Below are 16,572 nucleotides of genomic sequence, written 5' to 3' on the forward strand. Positions count from 1 at the left end.
CGGCCCGGCCGAGCCGGCGGACTCGGCGCCGTCGAGTCGGCGCGAACGTCGTGCAGCAGAACGGGCGGCCGATGCCACTTCGACACGCTCGAGGAACGCCGTCACCGACGAACCGAAAGAACCACGATGACCACGCTTCGTGCCGAATCGATCAGCCGCGTCTTCGAGTCGAAAGCTGGCGCGGTGCACGCCGTCGCCGAGGTCTCGCTCGAGGTGAAGCCGGGCGAACTGCTCGTGGTCACCGGGCCGTCGGGTGCGGGCAAGACGACACTATTGAACCTGCTCGGGGGCCTTGACCGGCCGACGGCCGGTCAGGTCTTCCTCGGCGACGACGAACTCTCAGCGCTCGGCGAAGACGCGCTCGCGACCGTGCGCCGTGACCGACTGGGGTACATCTTCCAGTCGTTCGGCCTGATCCCGGTGCTGTCAGCGGCCGAGAACGTCGAGGTGCCGCTTCGCCTGCAACGCATGGCGCCCGCCGAACGCGACGCGCGCGTCGCCGAGTCGCTCGAACTCGTCGGCCTCGCGGGTCACGCTGCGCAACGTCCATACGAACTCTCGGGCGGCCAGCAGCAGCGGGTGGGTATCGCGAGAGCGCTCGCCGCGCGGCCGCAACTGCTGCTCGCCGATGAGCCGACCGGCCAGCTCGACAGCGGCACCGCGGCGACCGTCATGGATCTCATCGGCGAGCTCGTGCATGCGCGCGGAGTCGCCGCCGTCGTGACCACCCATGACCCGGCACTCGTCGGGCGCGCCGACCACGTGCTCGAACTCCACGACGGCCGGGCGGTCTCGCTCAGCGCACCCGCACCGACAAGCATGTGACGCAGCCCTCGAGCTTCTCGAACTCGCCGATGTCGACGGTCACGACCCGGTAGCCGAGACTTGCGATCATCGCGGCCGTCTGCGGTGCCGACGACGACATGAGCAGCGACTCGCGCGACAGCTCGACGACAGCGACGCCCTCGGGTTCGAACACCGGCAGGAAGCGCGGGAAGAGACTCGCCACGTCGAGCAGAGCCGGCTCGCCGATGATCGTGCCGTCGGGCAGCGCCGTCGCGGCGCTCTTGAGGTGCAACGCCTTCGTGATGGGCACCGCGACGACCGTGTAGCGGTGCGGAGTGAGCAAGGTGCGCAACTGCCTGATGCCCTCGGCGTTCGTGCGCTCAGATGCGCCGACGTAGACCGTCGAGCCGACCTTCAGCACGTCGCCGCCGTCGAGCGTGCCCGGCAGCTCGATGCGGGTCACCGTCACGCCTGGCACGGCGCGCACCGCACGTTCGACCGCTTCGACCTCTGGGCGCCGCGACTCGGCGCCGGGGCTCGCGAGCACCGCGAGGTCGCCGAACATCACCACCATGTCCTCGACGAACACCGAGTCGGCGAGCTCGGGCGCCGCGTCGACCTCGATCGTCTCCCAGCCCTCGGCCACGAGCGCGGCGCAGTAGTTGTCCCACTGCCGGTCGGCGAGCGCCTGGTCGATCGGCTGCCGGTCGCGATGAGTGAGCACGGCCTCGTCGAGGTTCGACGCCGGGATGCGCACGAGCGCGATTCGTCGGTCGGCGACGGCGGGCGCGTAGCCGAGGATGCCGCGGAAGACACGCGGCGCGAGCACCATCTCGCCCACGATGATCGCGATGATGAAGATGAGGTTGAGGCTCACGAGCGACCCGACCACGAAGAGGAATACCGCGCCCGAGAACGGGTTGCCTGCGGCGCTGGCCGTCACGGTCGTCGCGATCAGTGCTGCGAGGCATCCTGATGCGAATCCGGTGATGAGCGTGAGGAACCACGCCCGCGTCGCCCCCACCGCGTTCGCGACGGAGAGCAGCACCCACGCGACGAACGCGGCGAGCGCGAAGTGACCGACGACCTGGCTGAGCACCTGCGGCGACTGGCCGCTGCCGATGAAAAACGCCAGGAGCGCGACGAGCATCGCCGAGCAGGCGACTGCCGCCGAGGAGGCGAACACCGCCGCCACCCGCCGCCCCGGGGTGATCGCCGGAGTGAATCGGGCCGGGGCGGTCGGGGGCATGGCGGGGGACGTCATGGCATGAGCCTACTGGCCGCACGGACACCCGGCGCGCGCCTCCAGCCGGCCCCCCACGAGCCGCACCGATGCACCGCACGGACACCCGGCGCGCGCCTCCAGCCGGCCCCCCACGAGCCGCACCGATGCGCCGCACAGACACCCGGCGCGCGCCTCCAGCCGGCCCCCCACGAGCCGCACCGATGCACCGCACGGACACCGGGCGCGCGCCTCCAGCCGGCCCCCCATGAGCCGCACCGATGCGCCGCACGGACACCCGGCGCGCGCCTGCAGCCGGCCCCCCATGAGCCGCACCGCGGTCGCCTCAGCGGCCCGCGTCGAGCCTCGTGCGTGCGAGCTGTTCCGCGGCCTCGAGCGTCGTCGTCCCGCTGTCGTGAGCACTGCGCAGCACGGATGCCACGGTGTCGCCGATGCCGGCGATGCGCGCGTCGAGCGCCGCTTGATCGGCGCCCGGCCCACTCGCGACGTCGAGGTAGATGACCCCGCCTGCGTTCACCACGAAGTCGGGCGCCCAGACGATGCCACGCTGCTGCAGGAGTGCCGCGACATCGCGCGAGGCGAGTTGATTGTTCGCGGCGCCGACGACGGCGCTCACCTGCAGACCGCGCACCACCTCGGGCGTCAGCACACCGCCGAGCCCGCACGGCACGAAGACGTCGGCTTCGACGAGGTGGGCCTCGGCCGGCTCGACCCACTTCGCGCCGAGCTCATCTGCGAGGGCGCGCTTGCCCTGCGCGACATCCGTCACGGTCAGGCGAGCGCCGGCGGCGGCGAGGCTGCGTGCCAAGCGACCTCCGACCTGCCCGAGGCCCGCGACCACGAAGTGGCGCCCGGCCGGATCTTTCGAACCGAACACCTCGCCGAGTGTCGCGAGGATGGAGGCGTGCACACCCGCGGCTGTGGCATCCGCCGGCTCGCCGACGCCGCCCTGCTCGGGCGGGAGCCCGCAGACGTGCTCGGTGCGCTCGTGCACGACGGCCATGAGCTCGGCGCTCGTGCCGACGTCTTCAGCGGTCATGTACGCGCCGCCGAGGGACTCGATGGCGTCGCCGAGGTCAAGCATCGCATCGTGGGTCTGGGCCACGTCGAGCGTCGTTCCGGCGGGGATCGCGATCACGGACTTGCCGCCGCCACGGGCGAGACCGGCCGCGGCGTTCTTCAGGGTCATGGCCTGCGAGAGGCGGAGTGCGTCGGCGAGAGCGTCGGTCCATTGGCCGTAGCGCCAGAGGCGAGCGCCGCCGAGTGCCTGGCCGAGCCGTGTGGAATGCACGGCCACGATGATCGTGAGGCCGGAGCGGGAGCCGCGGGTGATGAGCACCCGTTCGTGCTCGGGGGCCTCCGTCGGCAGTGCTGCATTGACCTCGGCTGCGGGGGTCGCCGCGGCGTGGGTGATCGTCATCGACCGTTCTCCTTGATTCATCCGCTTCGTGGGCGGAACCTGGCCTCGCGCCTCATGAGCGCGGGTTCGATTCAAGGGTACCGCCACGCTCATGCGCTCGCTCGCATGCCGCGGCATCCAGCACACACCTCGCACGCGGCCCCGCACCGCCACGCCTCCGTCTGGCCACCTCGTCGCGCCACCTCACCCATGCCCCGCACGCGGCGCGCCGTGTTTTGTAGGACATCTGGCGCTGTGTAGGACGTCCCACGCGGCAGGTGTCCTACAAAAGCGCCAACGTCCTACAAACGTGGCGGGGTGGCAGAAGGAGAGAGAGAGAGAGAGAGAGAGAGAGAGAAGAGAGAGAAGAGAGAGAAGAGAGAGAAGAGAGAGGCGTGAGCGATCAGTGGAAGAAGTGGCGCTCGCCAGTGAAGTACATCGTGACGCCCGCCGCGCGGGCCGCGGCGACGACCTCGTCGTCGCGGATCGAACCGCCGGGCTGCACGACCGCGCGCACCCCAGCGTCGAGGAGGATCTGCAGGCCGTCGGCGAAGGGGAAGAAGGCGTCGGATGCCGCGACCGAACCCGCGGCCCGCTCCCCCGCACGCTCGACCGCGAGCTTGCACGAGTCGACCCGGTTGACCTGGCCCATGCCCACGCCGACCGAGGCCCCACCCGAAGCGAGCAGGATCGCGTTCGACTTCACGGCGCGACACGCCTTCCACGCGAACTCGAGGTCGGCGAGTGTCGCAGCATCGGCGGGCTCGCCCGCGGCGAGCGTCCACTCCGAAGCCGGCGCGAAGTGCCGGTCGGCCTGCTGCAGCAGCAGCCCGCCCGAGACCTGGCGCAGCTCGACGGCCGTCGGCGTGAACCCCTCAGGCAGCGTCAGCAGCCGGATGTTCTTCTTCTTTGTGAGGAGTTCGAGCGCCTCGGCCTCGAACGCCGGCGCGATGAGCACCTCGGTGAAGATGCCCGACACCGTCTCGGCCATTTCGAGAGTGACGATGCGGTTTGCAGCGATCACGCCGCCGTACGCAGAGACCGGGTCGCATTCGTGCGCTCGACGGTGGGCGTCGGCGATCGGGTCGGCGCTCCCTGAGTCAGTCGAAGGGGCCCTGGCAGACGACACGGCGATGCCGCACGGATTCGCGTGCTTGATGATGGCGACGGCCGGCTCTGCGAAATCGAACGCGCTGCGCACGGCCGAATCGGCGTCGACGTAGTTGTTGTACGACATCTCTTTACCGTGCAGCTGCACGGCTTGAGCGATGCCGGGTCGACCTCCCGACGAGGCATAGAGCGCGGCCTTCTGGTGCGAGTTCTCGCCGTAGCGGAGGTCGGAGTCCTTGGTCCAGGTGCCGCCGACCCACGCGGGGAACGGCGACTCGTCGGCCGGCTGGTCGGGGGCGACGACGCTGCCGAGCCACGAGGCGACCGCGACATCGTACGACGCCGTGTGCCGGAACGCCTCGCGGGCCAGCGCGGTGCGCTGCGCGAGGGTCGTGCCACCCGCGGCGACCGCGGCGGCGATCTCGTCGTAGCGATCGGGCGAGACGACCACTGCCACGTTCGCGTGGTTCTTGGCCGAAGCGCGCACCATGGCGGGGCCGCCGATATCGATCTGCTCGATCACGGCGTCGGGAGCGGCTCCCGCTGCGACGGTCTCGGCGAAGGGGTAGAGGTTCACGACGACGAGTTCGTAGGGCTCGATGCCGAGGCCCGCGAGCTCGGCCTCGTGGCTTTCGAGCCGCAGATCGGCGAGCAGGCCCGAGTGCACGGCCGGGTGCAGCGTGCGCACGCGACCGTCGAGGTGCTCGGGATAGCCAGTGACTTCGGCCACCTGCGTGACCGGCAGTCCGGCGTCGGCGATGGCCTTGCCTGTGCCTCCTGTCGAGACGATCTCGACGCCCGCACCCACGAGCACGGTCGCGAGTTCGACGAGGCCGCGCTTGTCACTGACTGCGATCAGTGCCCGGCGCACCGGTACCAGGTCGCGTTCGCGGTAGAGGCTCGGGTCGTGCGTGGGGCCGCTCATGATCGTGCGAGTTCCTTCAGGTCGAGGTGCGAGTTGGCGATGTCGAGCACGGTCTGAATGAGCAGGCGCCGCTCGACGGGCTTGATGCGGTCGTGGAGGCTCGACTCGGTGTCGCCCGGCAGCACCGGCACGCGCTCCTGCGCGATGATCGGGCCGCCGTCGACGGAGTTGTCGACGACGATGAGGCTCGCACCGGTCTGCGTGACGCCCGCTGCGAGCGCGTCTCGCACCCCGTGCGCACCCGGGAACTCGGGCAGGTATGCGGGGTGCGTGTTGATGAGATTCGGCGAGAACGCGTCGACCACGGCCGGCGGCACGAGCCGCATGAGGCCCGAGAGCACGACCACGTCGGGCTCCCAGCGCCGCACCTCTTCGATGAGAGCCTCGCCCCAGCTGTCGCGATCGGGATACGCCGTGAACGGCACCGAGAACGTCGGTACGCCGTACTCCTCGCCGAGCACGAGGCCTTCGGCATCGCGGTCGGCGCCGATGGCGACGACCCTGGCCGGGAACTCCGCGTCGGCGGAGGCGTCGAGTAGGGCACGAAGGTTCGAACCGGTGCCCGAGATCAGGACGACGAGCTTCAGCACGCTTCGAGCCTACCGGCCGCCAGAGGTTCGAAACTGCGCCATCGCGACGCCCGAGATCAGGACGACGAGCTTCAGCACGCTTCGAGCCTACCGGCCGCCAGAGGTTCGAAACTGCGCCATCGCGACGCCCGAGATCAGGACGACGAGCTACAGCGCTTCGAGCCTACCGGCCGCCAGAGTTTCGAAACTGCGCCACCGCGACGCCGCTCAGCCCAGGCCGCCGTCGACGGAGCGGATGACCTTCTGCTCGTCTTCGGGCACGAGCACCTCCGTCTCGCGGTTCAACGCCTCACCGCGGAAGAACGGTCGCGAGTCGGCGAAGAACGACCAGACGACCATGAGCACGGCGCCGAGCGCGAGCGATCCCACTCCGACGACGAACACCCCGCCCACGCCGAAGAGCACCGTGTACCCGTAGTCGGGGTCGAGCATGTCGATCGCCGAGAACACGAACGCGAAGATCAGCAGCACCGCCCCGACGAGCGGGAACACGAGTCGATTCCAGAAGTTGCGCCACGAGCTGAAGAGCGTCTTGCGGAAGTACCAGACGCACGCAAGCCCCGTGATCGAGTAGTAGAACGCGATCGCGAGGCCGAGTGAGAGGATCGTGTCCTGCAGAATATTGTCGCTGACGAGGGTCATGCCGATGTAGAACACGATGGCCACGAAGCCCATGAGCAGCGTCGAGAACGACGGTGTGTGGTAACGCGGATGCACCGTGGCGAACCGCTTCGGCAGCGCCTTGTAGACCGCCATCGCGAGCGTGCCGCGCGCCGTCGGAAGGATGGTGGTCTGCGTCGACGACACCGCGGAGATCATCACGGCAACGACGAGAAGCCAGGCCCACGGCCCGAACACCGCGTCCTTCAGCGCGAAGAACACATCGTCGGCGTTGCCCTCGTTGCCGAGCCCGAGGCCCGTGTCGCCGAGGCCCGCATACGACATCGCCGCGACGGCGACGCCGACGTAGGTCACGAGCAGGATGAGCGTCGTGAGCACCGCGGCGCGCCCAGGGATGCGCTTCGGGTCGCGGGTCTCCTCGTTCAGCGCGAGGCAAGTGTCCCAACCCCAGTAGATGAACAGTGCGAGCAGCACCGCCTCGACGAGGCCGTCGAACGACTCGAACGCGAACGGGTTGAACCAGTCGGCGCTCGGCGCGGTCGACCCTTCGGGCGCGGTGCCCGTCATCACGGCGCCCGCCGCGAACACGACGAAGAGTACGAGGGCGATGTACTGCACCGCGAGCAGTACGTTCTGGATCCGCTCACCGATCTCGAGCCCGCGCCAGCTGATCCACGTCATGAGCGCGATGAACACGACGCCGGTCGCCGTGACGAGGGGCACGTTCTCGGCGAGGTCGGGCGAGACCAGCAGCCAGAAGTAGATGCCGCCGATCTGCGCGAGGTTCGCGAGCACGACGGTGCCGGCGACCGCGACGCCCCATCCGCCGAGCCAGCCGACCCAGGGGCCGAACGCCTTCGTCGCCCAGGTGAAGGTCGTACCGCAGTCGGGCACTGCCCGGTTCAGCTCGCGGTAGGCGAAGGCGATGAGCAGCATCGGCACGAAAGCGATGATGAAGGCGATGGGCGCCTGCGCACCCACCGCGAGCACGACGAACCCGAGCGTGGCGGCCAACGAGTACACGGGCGCAGTCGAGGCGAGACCGATGACGGTCGAACCCCACAGGCCCAGTGTTCCTGCGGCGAGGCCCTTGCCTTCAGTTGCGGGTGGTGCAGTCTCGTTGGGAGCCGACATCGATCCTCCTCGATCAAGCGGTCACGCGCAGAGTAGCACTCGCGCGACCACCCCGGCAGGCCCGGATATCAGCGCAGACCGCTCCCGACATCCGCACCGGTCACGGCGAAGACGCCCTCGTCGTCGTGAGGGCCACGCCGACGCGCCGCATACCCGCCGACGATGGCCCCGACGCCGACGGTCGCCGCTGCGATCACCGCGACCTCCCATGGGTTCGGACCGACGTCGGCCAGTCGACCCGGACCGGCAGCGCCGCCAGACCACCAGGCCAGCAGGCCGAGCACGATTCCGGAGACGAGCGCCGCACCGACAGCGACCATGAGCGGCGTCCACCAGCCGCCGCGAGCGGAAGGGCGCACGGATGCCTCGCCGCCGAGTACGAGCCAGGCGCCGATGAAGCCCAGCAGCACCGGCACGATGAGCCAGAGCGCACCGAACGGCGCTGCTTCGGTCGGCAACGCACCGAGCAACGGGATACCGGGCACGGGCCCGAGCAGAGTGCCGGCCGGAGAGACCGACGTACCGGCGCCGAGCGCGAAGCCCGGCCCGAGCAGCCACGCCGCCGCCCACACGACGACGTTCGGCACGAGAGCGAGTTCGGCCACGGTCAGCGCGATGCCGCCGTCGATGCCGGTGCCGAGCGACTGGTAGAGCCCAGCGATCGTCGCGTAGTCGGCGGCGATGAGCCCCGCGACGAGCACCCCCGCGACGGTGAGCACGCCGAACGCGGCGCCCGCGCCGATTCGTACTGCGGCGCGCACGTTGCGAACGAGCACTGCGGGCAGTGCCGAGATGCCACGACGCACGACGCTGCTCGCGGCATCCGTCATCGGGTCGTCGCGCAGCGATTCGAAGACCGCACCCATCACGACACCGACCGCCATCGTGAAGGCCGGCAGCAGTGCCGCCTGCCACAGCGATGAGCGTGCGCCATCGACGCCGGCCGTCGCCGCGAGCACGAATCCGGCGAGCGCGTACACGCCGATCGCTGCCAGGCCACCCGTGAACGAATGTCCCTCGGCGGCCGAACGGCGGCCGATGCGGCGGCCGAACGCGACGGAGATGAGCGCGAACCCGAGCAGTGCGATCGTGATCGGGAACGGGTCCCCCGCGCCCGGCAGTCCGGTGCGGGCCGCCGTCACCGCGTCGATCTGCAGCTCGAGGTCGACCCCGTGCCCGAGCAGCCACACGTCGGCTGCCGCGCGGAAGAAGATCGTCGCGTCGACGGCGAGACCGAAGTGCACGGCCCAGAGCAGCATGAGCGGCACGAGCGCGATGCCGAGGCCGATGAGGGCGGCGACGGATGCCTCGAGGCCGGCGAGCAGGGCGATCGTCGTGCGTCTCATTCCGACGCCGAGCTTATCCCGGCCGAAGCCGCTCAGTCGGCAGGACGTGCGGTGTCGGGCGGACTCGGGGGCGCGGCGTCGGCGCCTTCGATCACTTCGACACCGGTCTCGACGCCATCGGTTCCGGCGACGACGAGCACCTCGACCTCTTCGTCGACCGCAGCGGCAGCAGCAGCGTCGGCGTCCTCGTCCTCGGCAGCGGCGGCGCCGTCGGCAGCGACCTCACCCTGAGGTCGCCGGAGCAACTCGACGATGAGCAAGGCGACGAGGGCGACGAGAAGCGTCGTGACGACGAGACCGGCCGAGGCGGGCCGAGAGAACAGCACGACGAGTGCGGCGATCACGGCGATCGCGACATACACGACCACTCGCCAGCGGTCGAGCCCGATGCCGAAGCGACCGGTCGTGATCCCGTGCGCGGCCGCGGCGCGGCGCACCGCCGCGAAACCCGACTCGGCGAACCCGCGCAGTGCGCGGGCGGGCCGCCACGGCCCCGAGAACCAGGCCACCACGGCGACGAGCACGCCGAGTACGACGAGTGCCACGATCGTCGACATCATGATCTCGATGAGCCCCGAATAGATCGCCTCGGCCGTATCCGGCGGCATGACCGACGGACTGACGGCGCCCACGAAGAACCAGCGACCGACACCGACACCGCTCGCGAGGATCAGCATCGAGAGCGCGAAACCGCCGGCGGTCCACACGAGCGCCCTCGTGCGCTTGCGCGCGACGACGACGCCGACGACGAGGAAAGCCAGGATGATCCAGGGCAGCCAGGTGCCGACCCCGATGGCGAGCGCGTAGATCGTGCGGATCAATGCGAAGGCGTCGTCTTGAGCGATGACGACGGCCCGGTCGACCGTCGGGATCGCCTGGGCGAATCCGACGCCCTGCTCGATGAGCCGTTGCTTGACGGCCTCAACGATGGGGCCGAGTTGCACCGAGAGCGTGCCGTCACTGCCGATCGCGAGTGCGGCGTCGGGGTCGCCCTCCATGGCGGCCACGAACTGCCGGTGGGTGATACGCAGCGTCGACGCCCAGACATCCGCGAAGGCCGGGGACTCGACCACCCGATCGACGACGTCGGAGACGAGCGACTGGATGCCCTGCGTCGCGGGCACCTCGAGCAGGCCGAGCGCGGCCTCGGCACGAGGCGGCAGCCCGAGTTCCCGGATGCCGTCGAACAGGTCGGCCGTGATCCCCGGGATGTCGACCTGCTCCTCGATGGCGGCCGTGACCTCGTCGCCGAGGTACGCCTGCACCGCCGGGTCTTCGGCGAGCGGCGCGAACGTCGCCACGAAGCGATCAGTGTCGGCCAGTTCGAGGCGCGCCCACGCGGAGATCACCGCGACGGGTGCGAGCAGGAGCCCCACGACGATGAGCACCACGGCGGTGACGCTGCGGCCCCACCCGCGCCTGGCACGCTGCTGGGCGACGGATGCCGCGGCATCCGCCCCCGGTGCCTCCCGCGCCGTCTCGGCGTCGATCACGCTCGCGCGCAACGTCTCGTTCTCAGCTTCGAGCGCCGCAATACGTGCCTCGAGCTCAGCCTCGTTCGTGCCGGCCATGGCTCCCCCTTTTGTGAGAAACCTATCGCCACCGGCGGCCCACCGCACGGATTCAGTGGATGAAGGCCTTCAGGGCGATCATCGCGACGCCGAACATCGCGGTGACGAGCGAGCCCGCGAGCCGGATCGGCCAGCGTACTCCGCGCCGTGCGAAGGCGATCCAGCCCAGCACGGCGAGCACGACGACGCCCGCCCAGAGTGCAGTCCAAATGGCGACGGCATCGGGAACGACCCGCGTCGAACCGAGGAGCAGGATGAGCGACGGGATCATCGCCGAGGCGAGCAGCCCGAGCGCACGATTGAACGAAGCACGGAACGCATCGCGCAACCCGATGACGTGCCCCTCCTCGAGACCGTGGCGCGCCACCGTGCCGGCGTAGACGTGCGCGGCCCAGAAGACGATGACGGTCCCGACCACCTTCCAGAACACCTCGAAGGCGTTCGTCCCCGGTCCGCCGGCGACGACGATCATGCCCGAGACGAGTATGACGCCGTACACGCTCTCTTCGGTGACGAATGTCGTGCGCACGAGTTCGTTCGCGATCGTCCGTCGCGCGCGTCCCCGTGGCATCGCATTCACGGCATCCGGTGTCGGCTCGACCAAGGACTCACGTTCTGTTCGCGCCGAGTCTTCGCTCATGTTCCCACTCTGGCACGACATCGATCAGGGCGACCGAGACGGGCCCGCCGGTCAGCGCGCGGGCCGCGCTGCCGACGTACTGCGTCGCCGCCGGGCAGTCGCGATGCCGTTGGAAATGGGGGGCTTGCGGCTGTCGAGGATGGATCTACAATGCCCTTAACGCTCTCCCGAATTCATCGAGCGCGACCGCGATCTGAATCGGATCGTGTGAAGTCATCCCCCTCGCTAATAAGTACGGTTCGCGCCAATCACGGTCCCGTGACATGCGCCCGACTCTCGAGAAGGGAGGCTCCGTGCCATCGACCGCGATGCCCCCCACGTGGCAGCGACCACGGCACCACAGGAACGGCGAGCGAGGCTTCGAGCCCGGGAATCTCTGCTCGCATCTCGCAACAACCTCATGATGAGGAAACGGATATGCGCATCCACATCGATCAACGGAGATCGAGCAAGACCTCGATCGCACTCATCGCCGCTGGGGCCCTCGTAGCCGCAGTGGCCGTCGTCTCAGGCTCGGGAGCGGCACTCGGCGCCCCGGTGGATTCTCCCGAGACGCGCGCCCAGGCGCTGTTGGAACAGATGACGCTCGACGAGAAGATCGACATGCTCGAGGGCGAACTGAACAACTTCTACGGTTTCTACAATGCTCCCATCGAGCGTCTCGGAATTCCCGCGCTCACCATGGCCGACGGCCCCGCCGGAATCCGAATCGCCAACCCGAACGTGAATGGCAAGCGTTCAACGGCATTGCCGGCCCCCATCGCGCTGGCCGCCACGTTCGACGTCGCCGATGCGGCTGCGTACGGCGACGTGATGGGCGACGAAGCTTTCAAGACCGGTCACAACGTCTCGCTCGGCACCGCGGTCGACATGGCGCGAGTCGGCGTCGCAGGTCGTGGCTTCGAAGGCTACGGCGAAGACCCATTGCTGTCGGGAACGCTCGCGGCGGCGCAGCTCAGCGCCATCCAATCCCACAATGTCGCCGGTGACATCAAGCACTACGCGGCGTACAACCAAGAGGAGGATCGCCTGAGCGGCGGGAATGCCATTGTGGGCGAACGGGCGCTGCAGGAGATCTACATCCGGCCGTTCGACATCGGAGTCAAGGGAAGCGATCCCGCCACAGCTATGTGCTCGTTCAACAAGATCAACTTCATCTACGCCTGTGAGAACTCCGAACTGTTGAACGGCATCCTGCGCGACCAGATCGGCTTCCGAGGTTTCGTGATGAGCGACTACGGCGCGACCCATAGCTCGGTTCCGGCGTTCCGCGCCGGCCTCGATCAGGAACAGCCGAGCTTCGGATTCTTCCTTGCGCTCGAGGACGCAGTGCTGAACGGCGAGGTGGCCGAGTCGGAGATCGATGTGGCGGTACTGCGCATCCTGACAGCCATGTTCCGCATCGGACTGTTCGATACTCCTCCGGTCGAGCAACCGTTCGATGAGGCAGGCCATGCACTCGAATCGCAGCGGATCGCCGAGGACGGCATGGTGCTGCTGAAGAATGACGGACTCCTTCCGCTCGATCCGTCAGCGATCGACTCCGTTGCGGTGATCGGCGCTGACGCGGACAACGTCACCGCCGGCGGTGGCAGCTCACTGATCCAGATTCCGACCTCGACGATCTCTCCGCTGCAGGGCATTCGCGACATGGTGCCGGGGGCCACCGTCTCGTTGGCGCGTGGTACCGACTTCGTCACCTCCTCGACGCTCCTGCCCGGCATGGACGCCATTCCGTCGGACTACCTCCGAAGCACGAATGGCAGTCCGGGCGCCGACGTGATCGTGTACGACGCGGGCGGAAACGTCATCGATCAGGAGACCCTGCAGGACATCTCGATCAACGGCGGGTTCTTCTACTTCGAGGGGTTCAACGCGCAATCGCCGCTGCTGCCGACGCTTCCGGGCGGCGGCATCGCCGCGACGTCGTACTCATCGACACTGACCCCGCCTGCCTCCGGAACATACGAACTGGAACTCGTCGCGGCAGGCGAAGCATCAGTGACTCTGGACGGCGCGACGATTCTCGAGACGACGACGACAGCGCTCACCACGGACACGGTGACGCTCGATCTGGTTGGGGGGCAGGACTACACCGTCACCGCGACCCACGACGCGAGCGGTGCCACCGGCGATCTGGGTCCGCGCATGAAGCTGGGCTGGACGAAGCCGGCGGGTCTGGTCGACCCGAAGGCGACGGAGGCAGCGGCCCTGGCAGCTGAATCCGACGTTGCGGTCGTCGTCGTCAGGGACTACTCGTCGGAGGGCGGTGACAAGGCCGACATCGGACTGCCCAGCGGGCAGGAGGCACTCATCGACGCGGTCAAGGCGGCCAATCCGAACACCGTCGTCGTGCTGACGACCGGTGGCCCGACCACGGTCGAGTGGGAAGACGGCGTTCCCGCCATCCTCGAGGCGTGGTTCGGCGGTCAGAATCAAGGGGCGGCGATGGCGAGGATCCTCTTCGGTGAGGTGTCACCGTCGGGCAAGCTGCCGGTCACGTTCCCCGTCTCAGAGGGTGAGACGCCGATTTCGACACCCGAGCAATATCCAGGCATCGGAGTCGACTCGTATTACACCGAGGGTGTCTTCGTCGGCTACCGGGGATATGAGGAGTTCGGCATCGCGCCGAAGTATCCGTTCGGGCACGGCTTGTCGTACACCACGTTCGAGTACTCCGACCTGAAAACGAAATCGCGTGGCCACGCACGCGTCTCCGCCACCTTCACCGTCACCAACACCGGCGACACGGCGGGAACCGAGTCACCGCAGGTGTACGTCGGGGCCCTGCCGACGAACGTCGTCCAGTCGGCACCGAAGCAACTGGCGGGATACGCCAGCGTATACCTGGAGCCGGGCGAGTCGGAGAAGGTCACGATCGACCTGTCGCGGGAGTCCTTCTCGTATTGGGACTCGTACACCGACGCTTGGGTCACACCACGCGGCACGCTCGACATCCTGGTCGGTTCGTCCTCACAGGACATCCGCCTCGATGACGCAGTGAAGGTGAGGTCGGCGGACAAGGAGGAAGCCTCCGGCATCTCGACCCGGGCGGTCTACACGATCGTCAACGAGGGGTCGGGAGCCTGCCTGGATGCGGTGGATCATGGCACGGCCGTCGGCACCCCGGTGCAGCAATGGTCCTGCCCCGCACCGCAGGCGAACGCGGAGTGGACACTGACGAAGGTGAAGCGCGATCTCTATCGCATCAGGAACGTGAACGCACCCCTGACGCTCGAGATCGCGGACGCATCGAGGGCGAACGGAGCGCCGGCGGAGCTCGGGAAGTGGACGAGGGATCGCCACCAGCAGTTCGAGCTTCGTCGCATCGGCGACGGCAACTACCAGTTCGTGGCCGTGCATAGCGGCCGCTGCCTGGCGGTCGACGGCGGAGTGCGCGACGACGGTGCCCGGATCGTGCAGCGTTCCTGCAACGCCGACGATCCGGCTCAATCGTTCGCACTGCAACGGCAAGCCGGCTGAGCACTCGCCTGCACACGAGATGGGTCCGGCGCTGCCGGGCCCATCTCGTCCTCACCTCCCGCGAGAGGAGCACAGATGATCAGCACGCGACGACCTGGTGCCGACTGGCTCCACCAGCGGAAGGTCGGGTGGGTCATCGCGGGTCTGGTCGTCGCCGGCCTCATGGCCGTCGTGGCCATCACGATCGCGACCTCCACCGCATCACCACCGACCGGAGGCACAGAGAGTGCGGAGTCGAGTGCACCGGAGCGCAGTCGACCGGTCGCAGTGACGACGAGCGCGAACGGCGGTGAGCGACTGCAGGAGATCAGCGTGGAAGTCACCTCATCGGCCGGCAACGAGCCGCCGGACATCCGCGTCGATTCAGCCACGACAGCACAGGAGATCCGCGGATTCGGGGCTGCGATGACCCATGCCTCCGCAGACCTGCTCGCACAGATTCCGGAGGCTGCGCGGGCGGCGCTGATCGACGAGTTGTTCTCGCCGCACGGGCCGGTGCGGCTGACGGTGCTGCGTCTGCCGATCGGCGCCTCGGACTTCGTCGCAGGTGACGCGTTCACCTTCGATGATCTCCCGCCGGGCGAGACGGACTGGTCGCTCGACGGCTTCGACATCGCACCCGACCGAGCGTCCATGATTCCGGTCCTGCTGGAAGTGCTCGCCATCAACCCGGACATACGCTTGATCGCATCGCCGTGGAGCCCGCCGGCATGGCTCAAGACGAGCGGTTCGCTCGAGGGAGGTCGTCTCATCGACGAGGACCGGGCGTACGACACCTACACGGAGTATCTGGTGCGATTCGTCGAGGCATACCGCGATGCCGGTCTCGACATCGGTCTGCTCACGGTGCAGAACGAGCCGCAGTTGCGCCATCCCGACGGCTACCCCGGCACCGACATGCCTGTCTGGCAGGGGGCGAAGCTGATCGAGCGGCTCGGCCCGGCGCTGGCCGACGCCGGGCTCGACACCGGCATCCTCGGATACGACCACAACTGGACGTTGAGTCCGGCCGACGCCGCCTCGACTCCCGAAGGAGAGGACCCGGCTTCTCAGTATCCCGCCGACCTCTTGCGCACGACAGCCGCCGAATGGCTCGACGGCATCGCCTACCACTGCTACTTCGGGGATGCCTCGGCGCAGTTGCAGATCTGGGAGCAGTTCGGCGACATGCAGATCTGGGTGACCGAGTGTTCAGGGTCGGGCGCGCCAGGTGATGCCCCCGAGAAGGTCTTCGCTGACACGTTCTCGTGGCAATCGACGAACCTGCTCATCGGTGCGCTCGAGAATCAGGCGACGGGCGTGCTCACGTGGAACCTGGCTCTGAACGAGCAGCACGGGCCGCATCGAGGCGGCTGTGAATCGTGCTCCGGCGTCGTGACCATCGCCGATGACGGCACGGTGACCCGCAATGCCGAGTACTACGTTCTCGCGCACGCCGGCTCGGCGGTGCCGCCCGGTTCCGTGCGGGTGGAATCGTCTTCGGATGAGACGGACCTGCGGCAGATCGCCTTTCGCACCCCAGCCGGCTCGCTGGTCGTCATCGTCTGGAATGGCGCCGACCAGCCTCGGTCGGTGCGAATAGAAGCTCAGTCTCAGGAGTTCGTACTCGAGGTGCCAGGACACTCGCTCACGACGATCACGCATCAGGTGGGTTGACGTGAGAGGTGATGACGAGTCGTTCATTCATGGCACGAGTCCCAACCGACATCCGCCCGCCGACCGAA

Annotated in this window: 11 protein-coding genes; 3 read left to right on the forward strand and 8 right to left on the reverse strand. The window is 68.4% G+C overall.

From position 1 onward, the window contains the following. Nucleotides 1-126 precede the first annotated feature (126 nt). Nucleotides 127-825, forward strand: coding sequence for an ABC transporter ATP-binding protein (locus tag AC1C2U_RS16745; protein ID WP_495362906.1), 699 nt, complete (start codon nt 127-129; stop codon nt 823-825). On the opposite strand, the gene ddaH is transcribed toward AC1C2U_RS16745, so the two are convergent. From ddaH to AC1C2U_RS16785, 8 genes are all read right to left on the reverse strand, one after another. Beyond that, nucleotides 797-2,050: a dimethylargininase gene (gene ddaH, locus AC1C2U_RS16750; protein WP_495362907.1), complete on the reverse strand. Its 1,254-nt coding sequence runs from the start codon at nt 2,048-2,050 to the stop codon at nt 797-799. The genes AC1C2U_RS16745 and ddaH overlap by 29 nt on opposite strands. A gap of 304 nt (nt 2,051-2,354) precedes the next feature. Then, nucleotides 2,355-3,449 (reverse strand): Glu/Leu/Phe/Val dehydrogenase family protein, encoded by a 1,095-nt coding sequence (locus AC1C2U_RS16755; protein ID WP_495362908.1) that lies wholly within the window; start codon nt 3,447-3,449, stop codon nt 2,355-2,357. 382 nt (nt 3,450-3,831) lie between these two features. Next, on the reverse strand, nt 3,832-5,463 hold the full coding sequence (gene purH / locus AC1C2U_RS16760) for a bifunctional phosphoribosylaminoimidazolecarboxamide formyltransferase/IMP cyclohydrolase (protein ID WP_495362909.1): 1,632 nt from the start codon (nt 5,461-5,463) through the stop codon (nt 3,832-3,834). Further along, the gene (gene purN, locus AC1C2U_RS16765) at nt 5,460-6,053 is read right to left on the reverse strand and encodes a phosphoribosylglycinamide formyltransferase (protein WP_495362910.1); all 594 of its coding nucleotides are present in this window, start codon (nt 6,051-6,053) and stop codon (nt 5,460-5,462) included. The genes purH and purN overlap by 4 nt, the downstream gene beginning before the upstream one ends. A gap of 207 nt (nt 6,054-6,260) precedes the next feature. Next, a complete protein-coding gene (locus tag AC1C2U_RS16770) occupies nt 6,261-7,808 on the reverse strand; it encodes an APC family permease (protein WP_495362911.1) in 1,548 nt (515 codons plus the stop codon). Between the two features lie 68 nt (nt 7,809-7,876). Continuing rightward, entirely contained in the window at nt 7,877-9,154 is a 1,278-nt protein-coding gene (locus AC1C2U_RS16775) for a cell division protein PerM (RefSeq protein ID WP_495362912.1), read from the reverse strand. 32 nt (nt 9,155-9,186) lie between these two features. Then, complete coding sequence (locus AC1C2U_RS16780; protein ID WP_495362913.1) at nt 9,187-10,725, reverse strand: hypothetical protein; 1,539 nt, start codon at nt 10,723-10,725, stop codon at nt 9,187-9,189. Nucleotides 10,726-10,777: 52 nt separating this feature from the next. Beyond that, entirely contained in the window at nt 10,778-11,365 is a 588-nt protein-coding gene (locus tag AC1C2U_RS16785) for a hypothetical protein (protein ID WP_495362914.1), read from the reverse strand. A 417-nt stretch (nt 11,366-11,782) separates the two neighbouring features. Here AC1C2U_RS16785 and AC1C2U_RS16790 point away from each other — a divergent pair, with 417 nt between their 5' ends. Both AC1C2U_RS16790 and AC1C2U_RS16795 read left to right on the forward strand, forming a co-directional pair. Next, nucleotides 11,783-14,848, forward strand: coding sequence for a glycoside hydrolase family 3 C-terminal domain-containing protein (locus tag AC1C2U_RS16790; RefSeq protein WP_495362915.1), 3,066 nt, complete (start codon nt 11,783-11,785; stop codon nt 14,846-14,848). A 75-nt stretch (nt 14,849-14,923) separates the two neighbouring features. After that, nucleotides 14,924-16,504: a glycoside hydrolase family 30 protein gene (locus AC1C2U_RS16795; RefSeq protein ID WP_495362916.1), complete on the forward strand. Its 1,581-nt coding sequence runs from the start codon at nt 14,924-14,926 to the stop codon at nt 16,502-16,504. Nucleotides 16,505-16,572 lie beyond the last annotated feature (68 nt).

It is taken from the genome of Agromyces sp. Y575 (assembly GCF_059445445.1).

Excerpts from the sequence above, each read along its gene's own strand:
- AC1C2U_RS16745 (WP_495362906.1), top strand. The coding sequence starts at position 127 with ATGACCACGCTTCGTGCCGAATCGATCAGCCGCGTCTTCGAGTCGAAA.
- ddaH (WP_495362907.1), bottom strand. The coding sequence starts at position 2,050 with ATGACGTCCCCCGCCATGCCCCCGACCGCCCCGGCCCGATTCACTCCG.
- AC1C2U_RS16755 (WP_495362908.1), bottom strand. The coding sequence starts at position 3,449 with ATGACGATCACCCACGCCGCGGCGACCCCCGCAGCCGAGGTCAATGCA.
- purH (WP_495362909.1), bottom strand. The coding sequence starts at position 5,463 with ATGAGCGGCCCCACGCACGACCCGAGCCTCTACCGCGAACGCGACCTG.
- AC1C2U_RS16770 (WP_495362911.1), bottom strand. The coding sequence starts at position 7,808 with ATGTCGGCTCCCAACGAGACTGCACCACCCGCAACTGAAGGCAAGGGC.
- AC1C2U_RS16775 (WP_495362912.1), bottom strand. The coding sequence starts at position 9,154 with ATGAGACGCACGACGATCGCCCTGCTCGCCGGCCTCGAGGCATCCGTC.
- AC1C2U_RS16780 (WP_495362913.1), bottom strand. The coding sequence starts at position 10,725 with ATGGCCGGCACGAACGAGGCTGAGCTCGAGGCACGTATTGCGGCGCTC.
- AC1C2U_RS16785 (WP_495362914.1), bottom strand. The coding sequence starts at position 11,365 with ATGAGCGAAGACTCGGCGCGAACAGAACGTGAGTCCTTGGTCGAGCCG.
- AC1C2U_RS16790 (WP_495362915.1), top strand. The coding sequence starts at position 11,783 with ATGCGCATCCACATCGATCAACGGAGATCGAGCAAGACCTCGATCGCA.
- AC1C2U_RS16795 (WP_495362916.1), top strand. The coding sequence starts at position 14,924 with ATGATCAGCACGCGACGACCTGGTGCCGACTGGCTCCACCAGCGGAAG.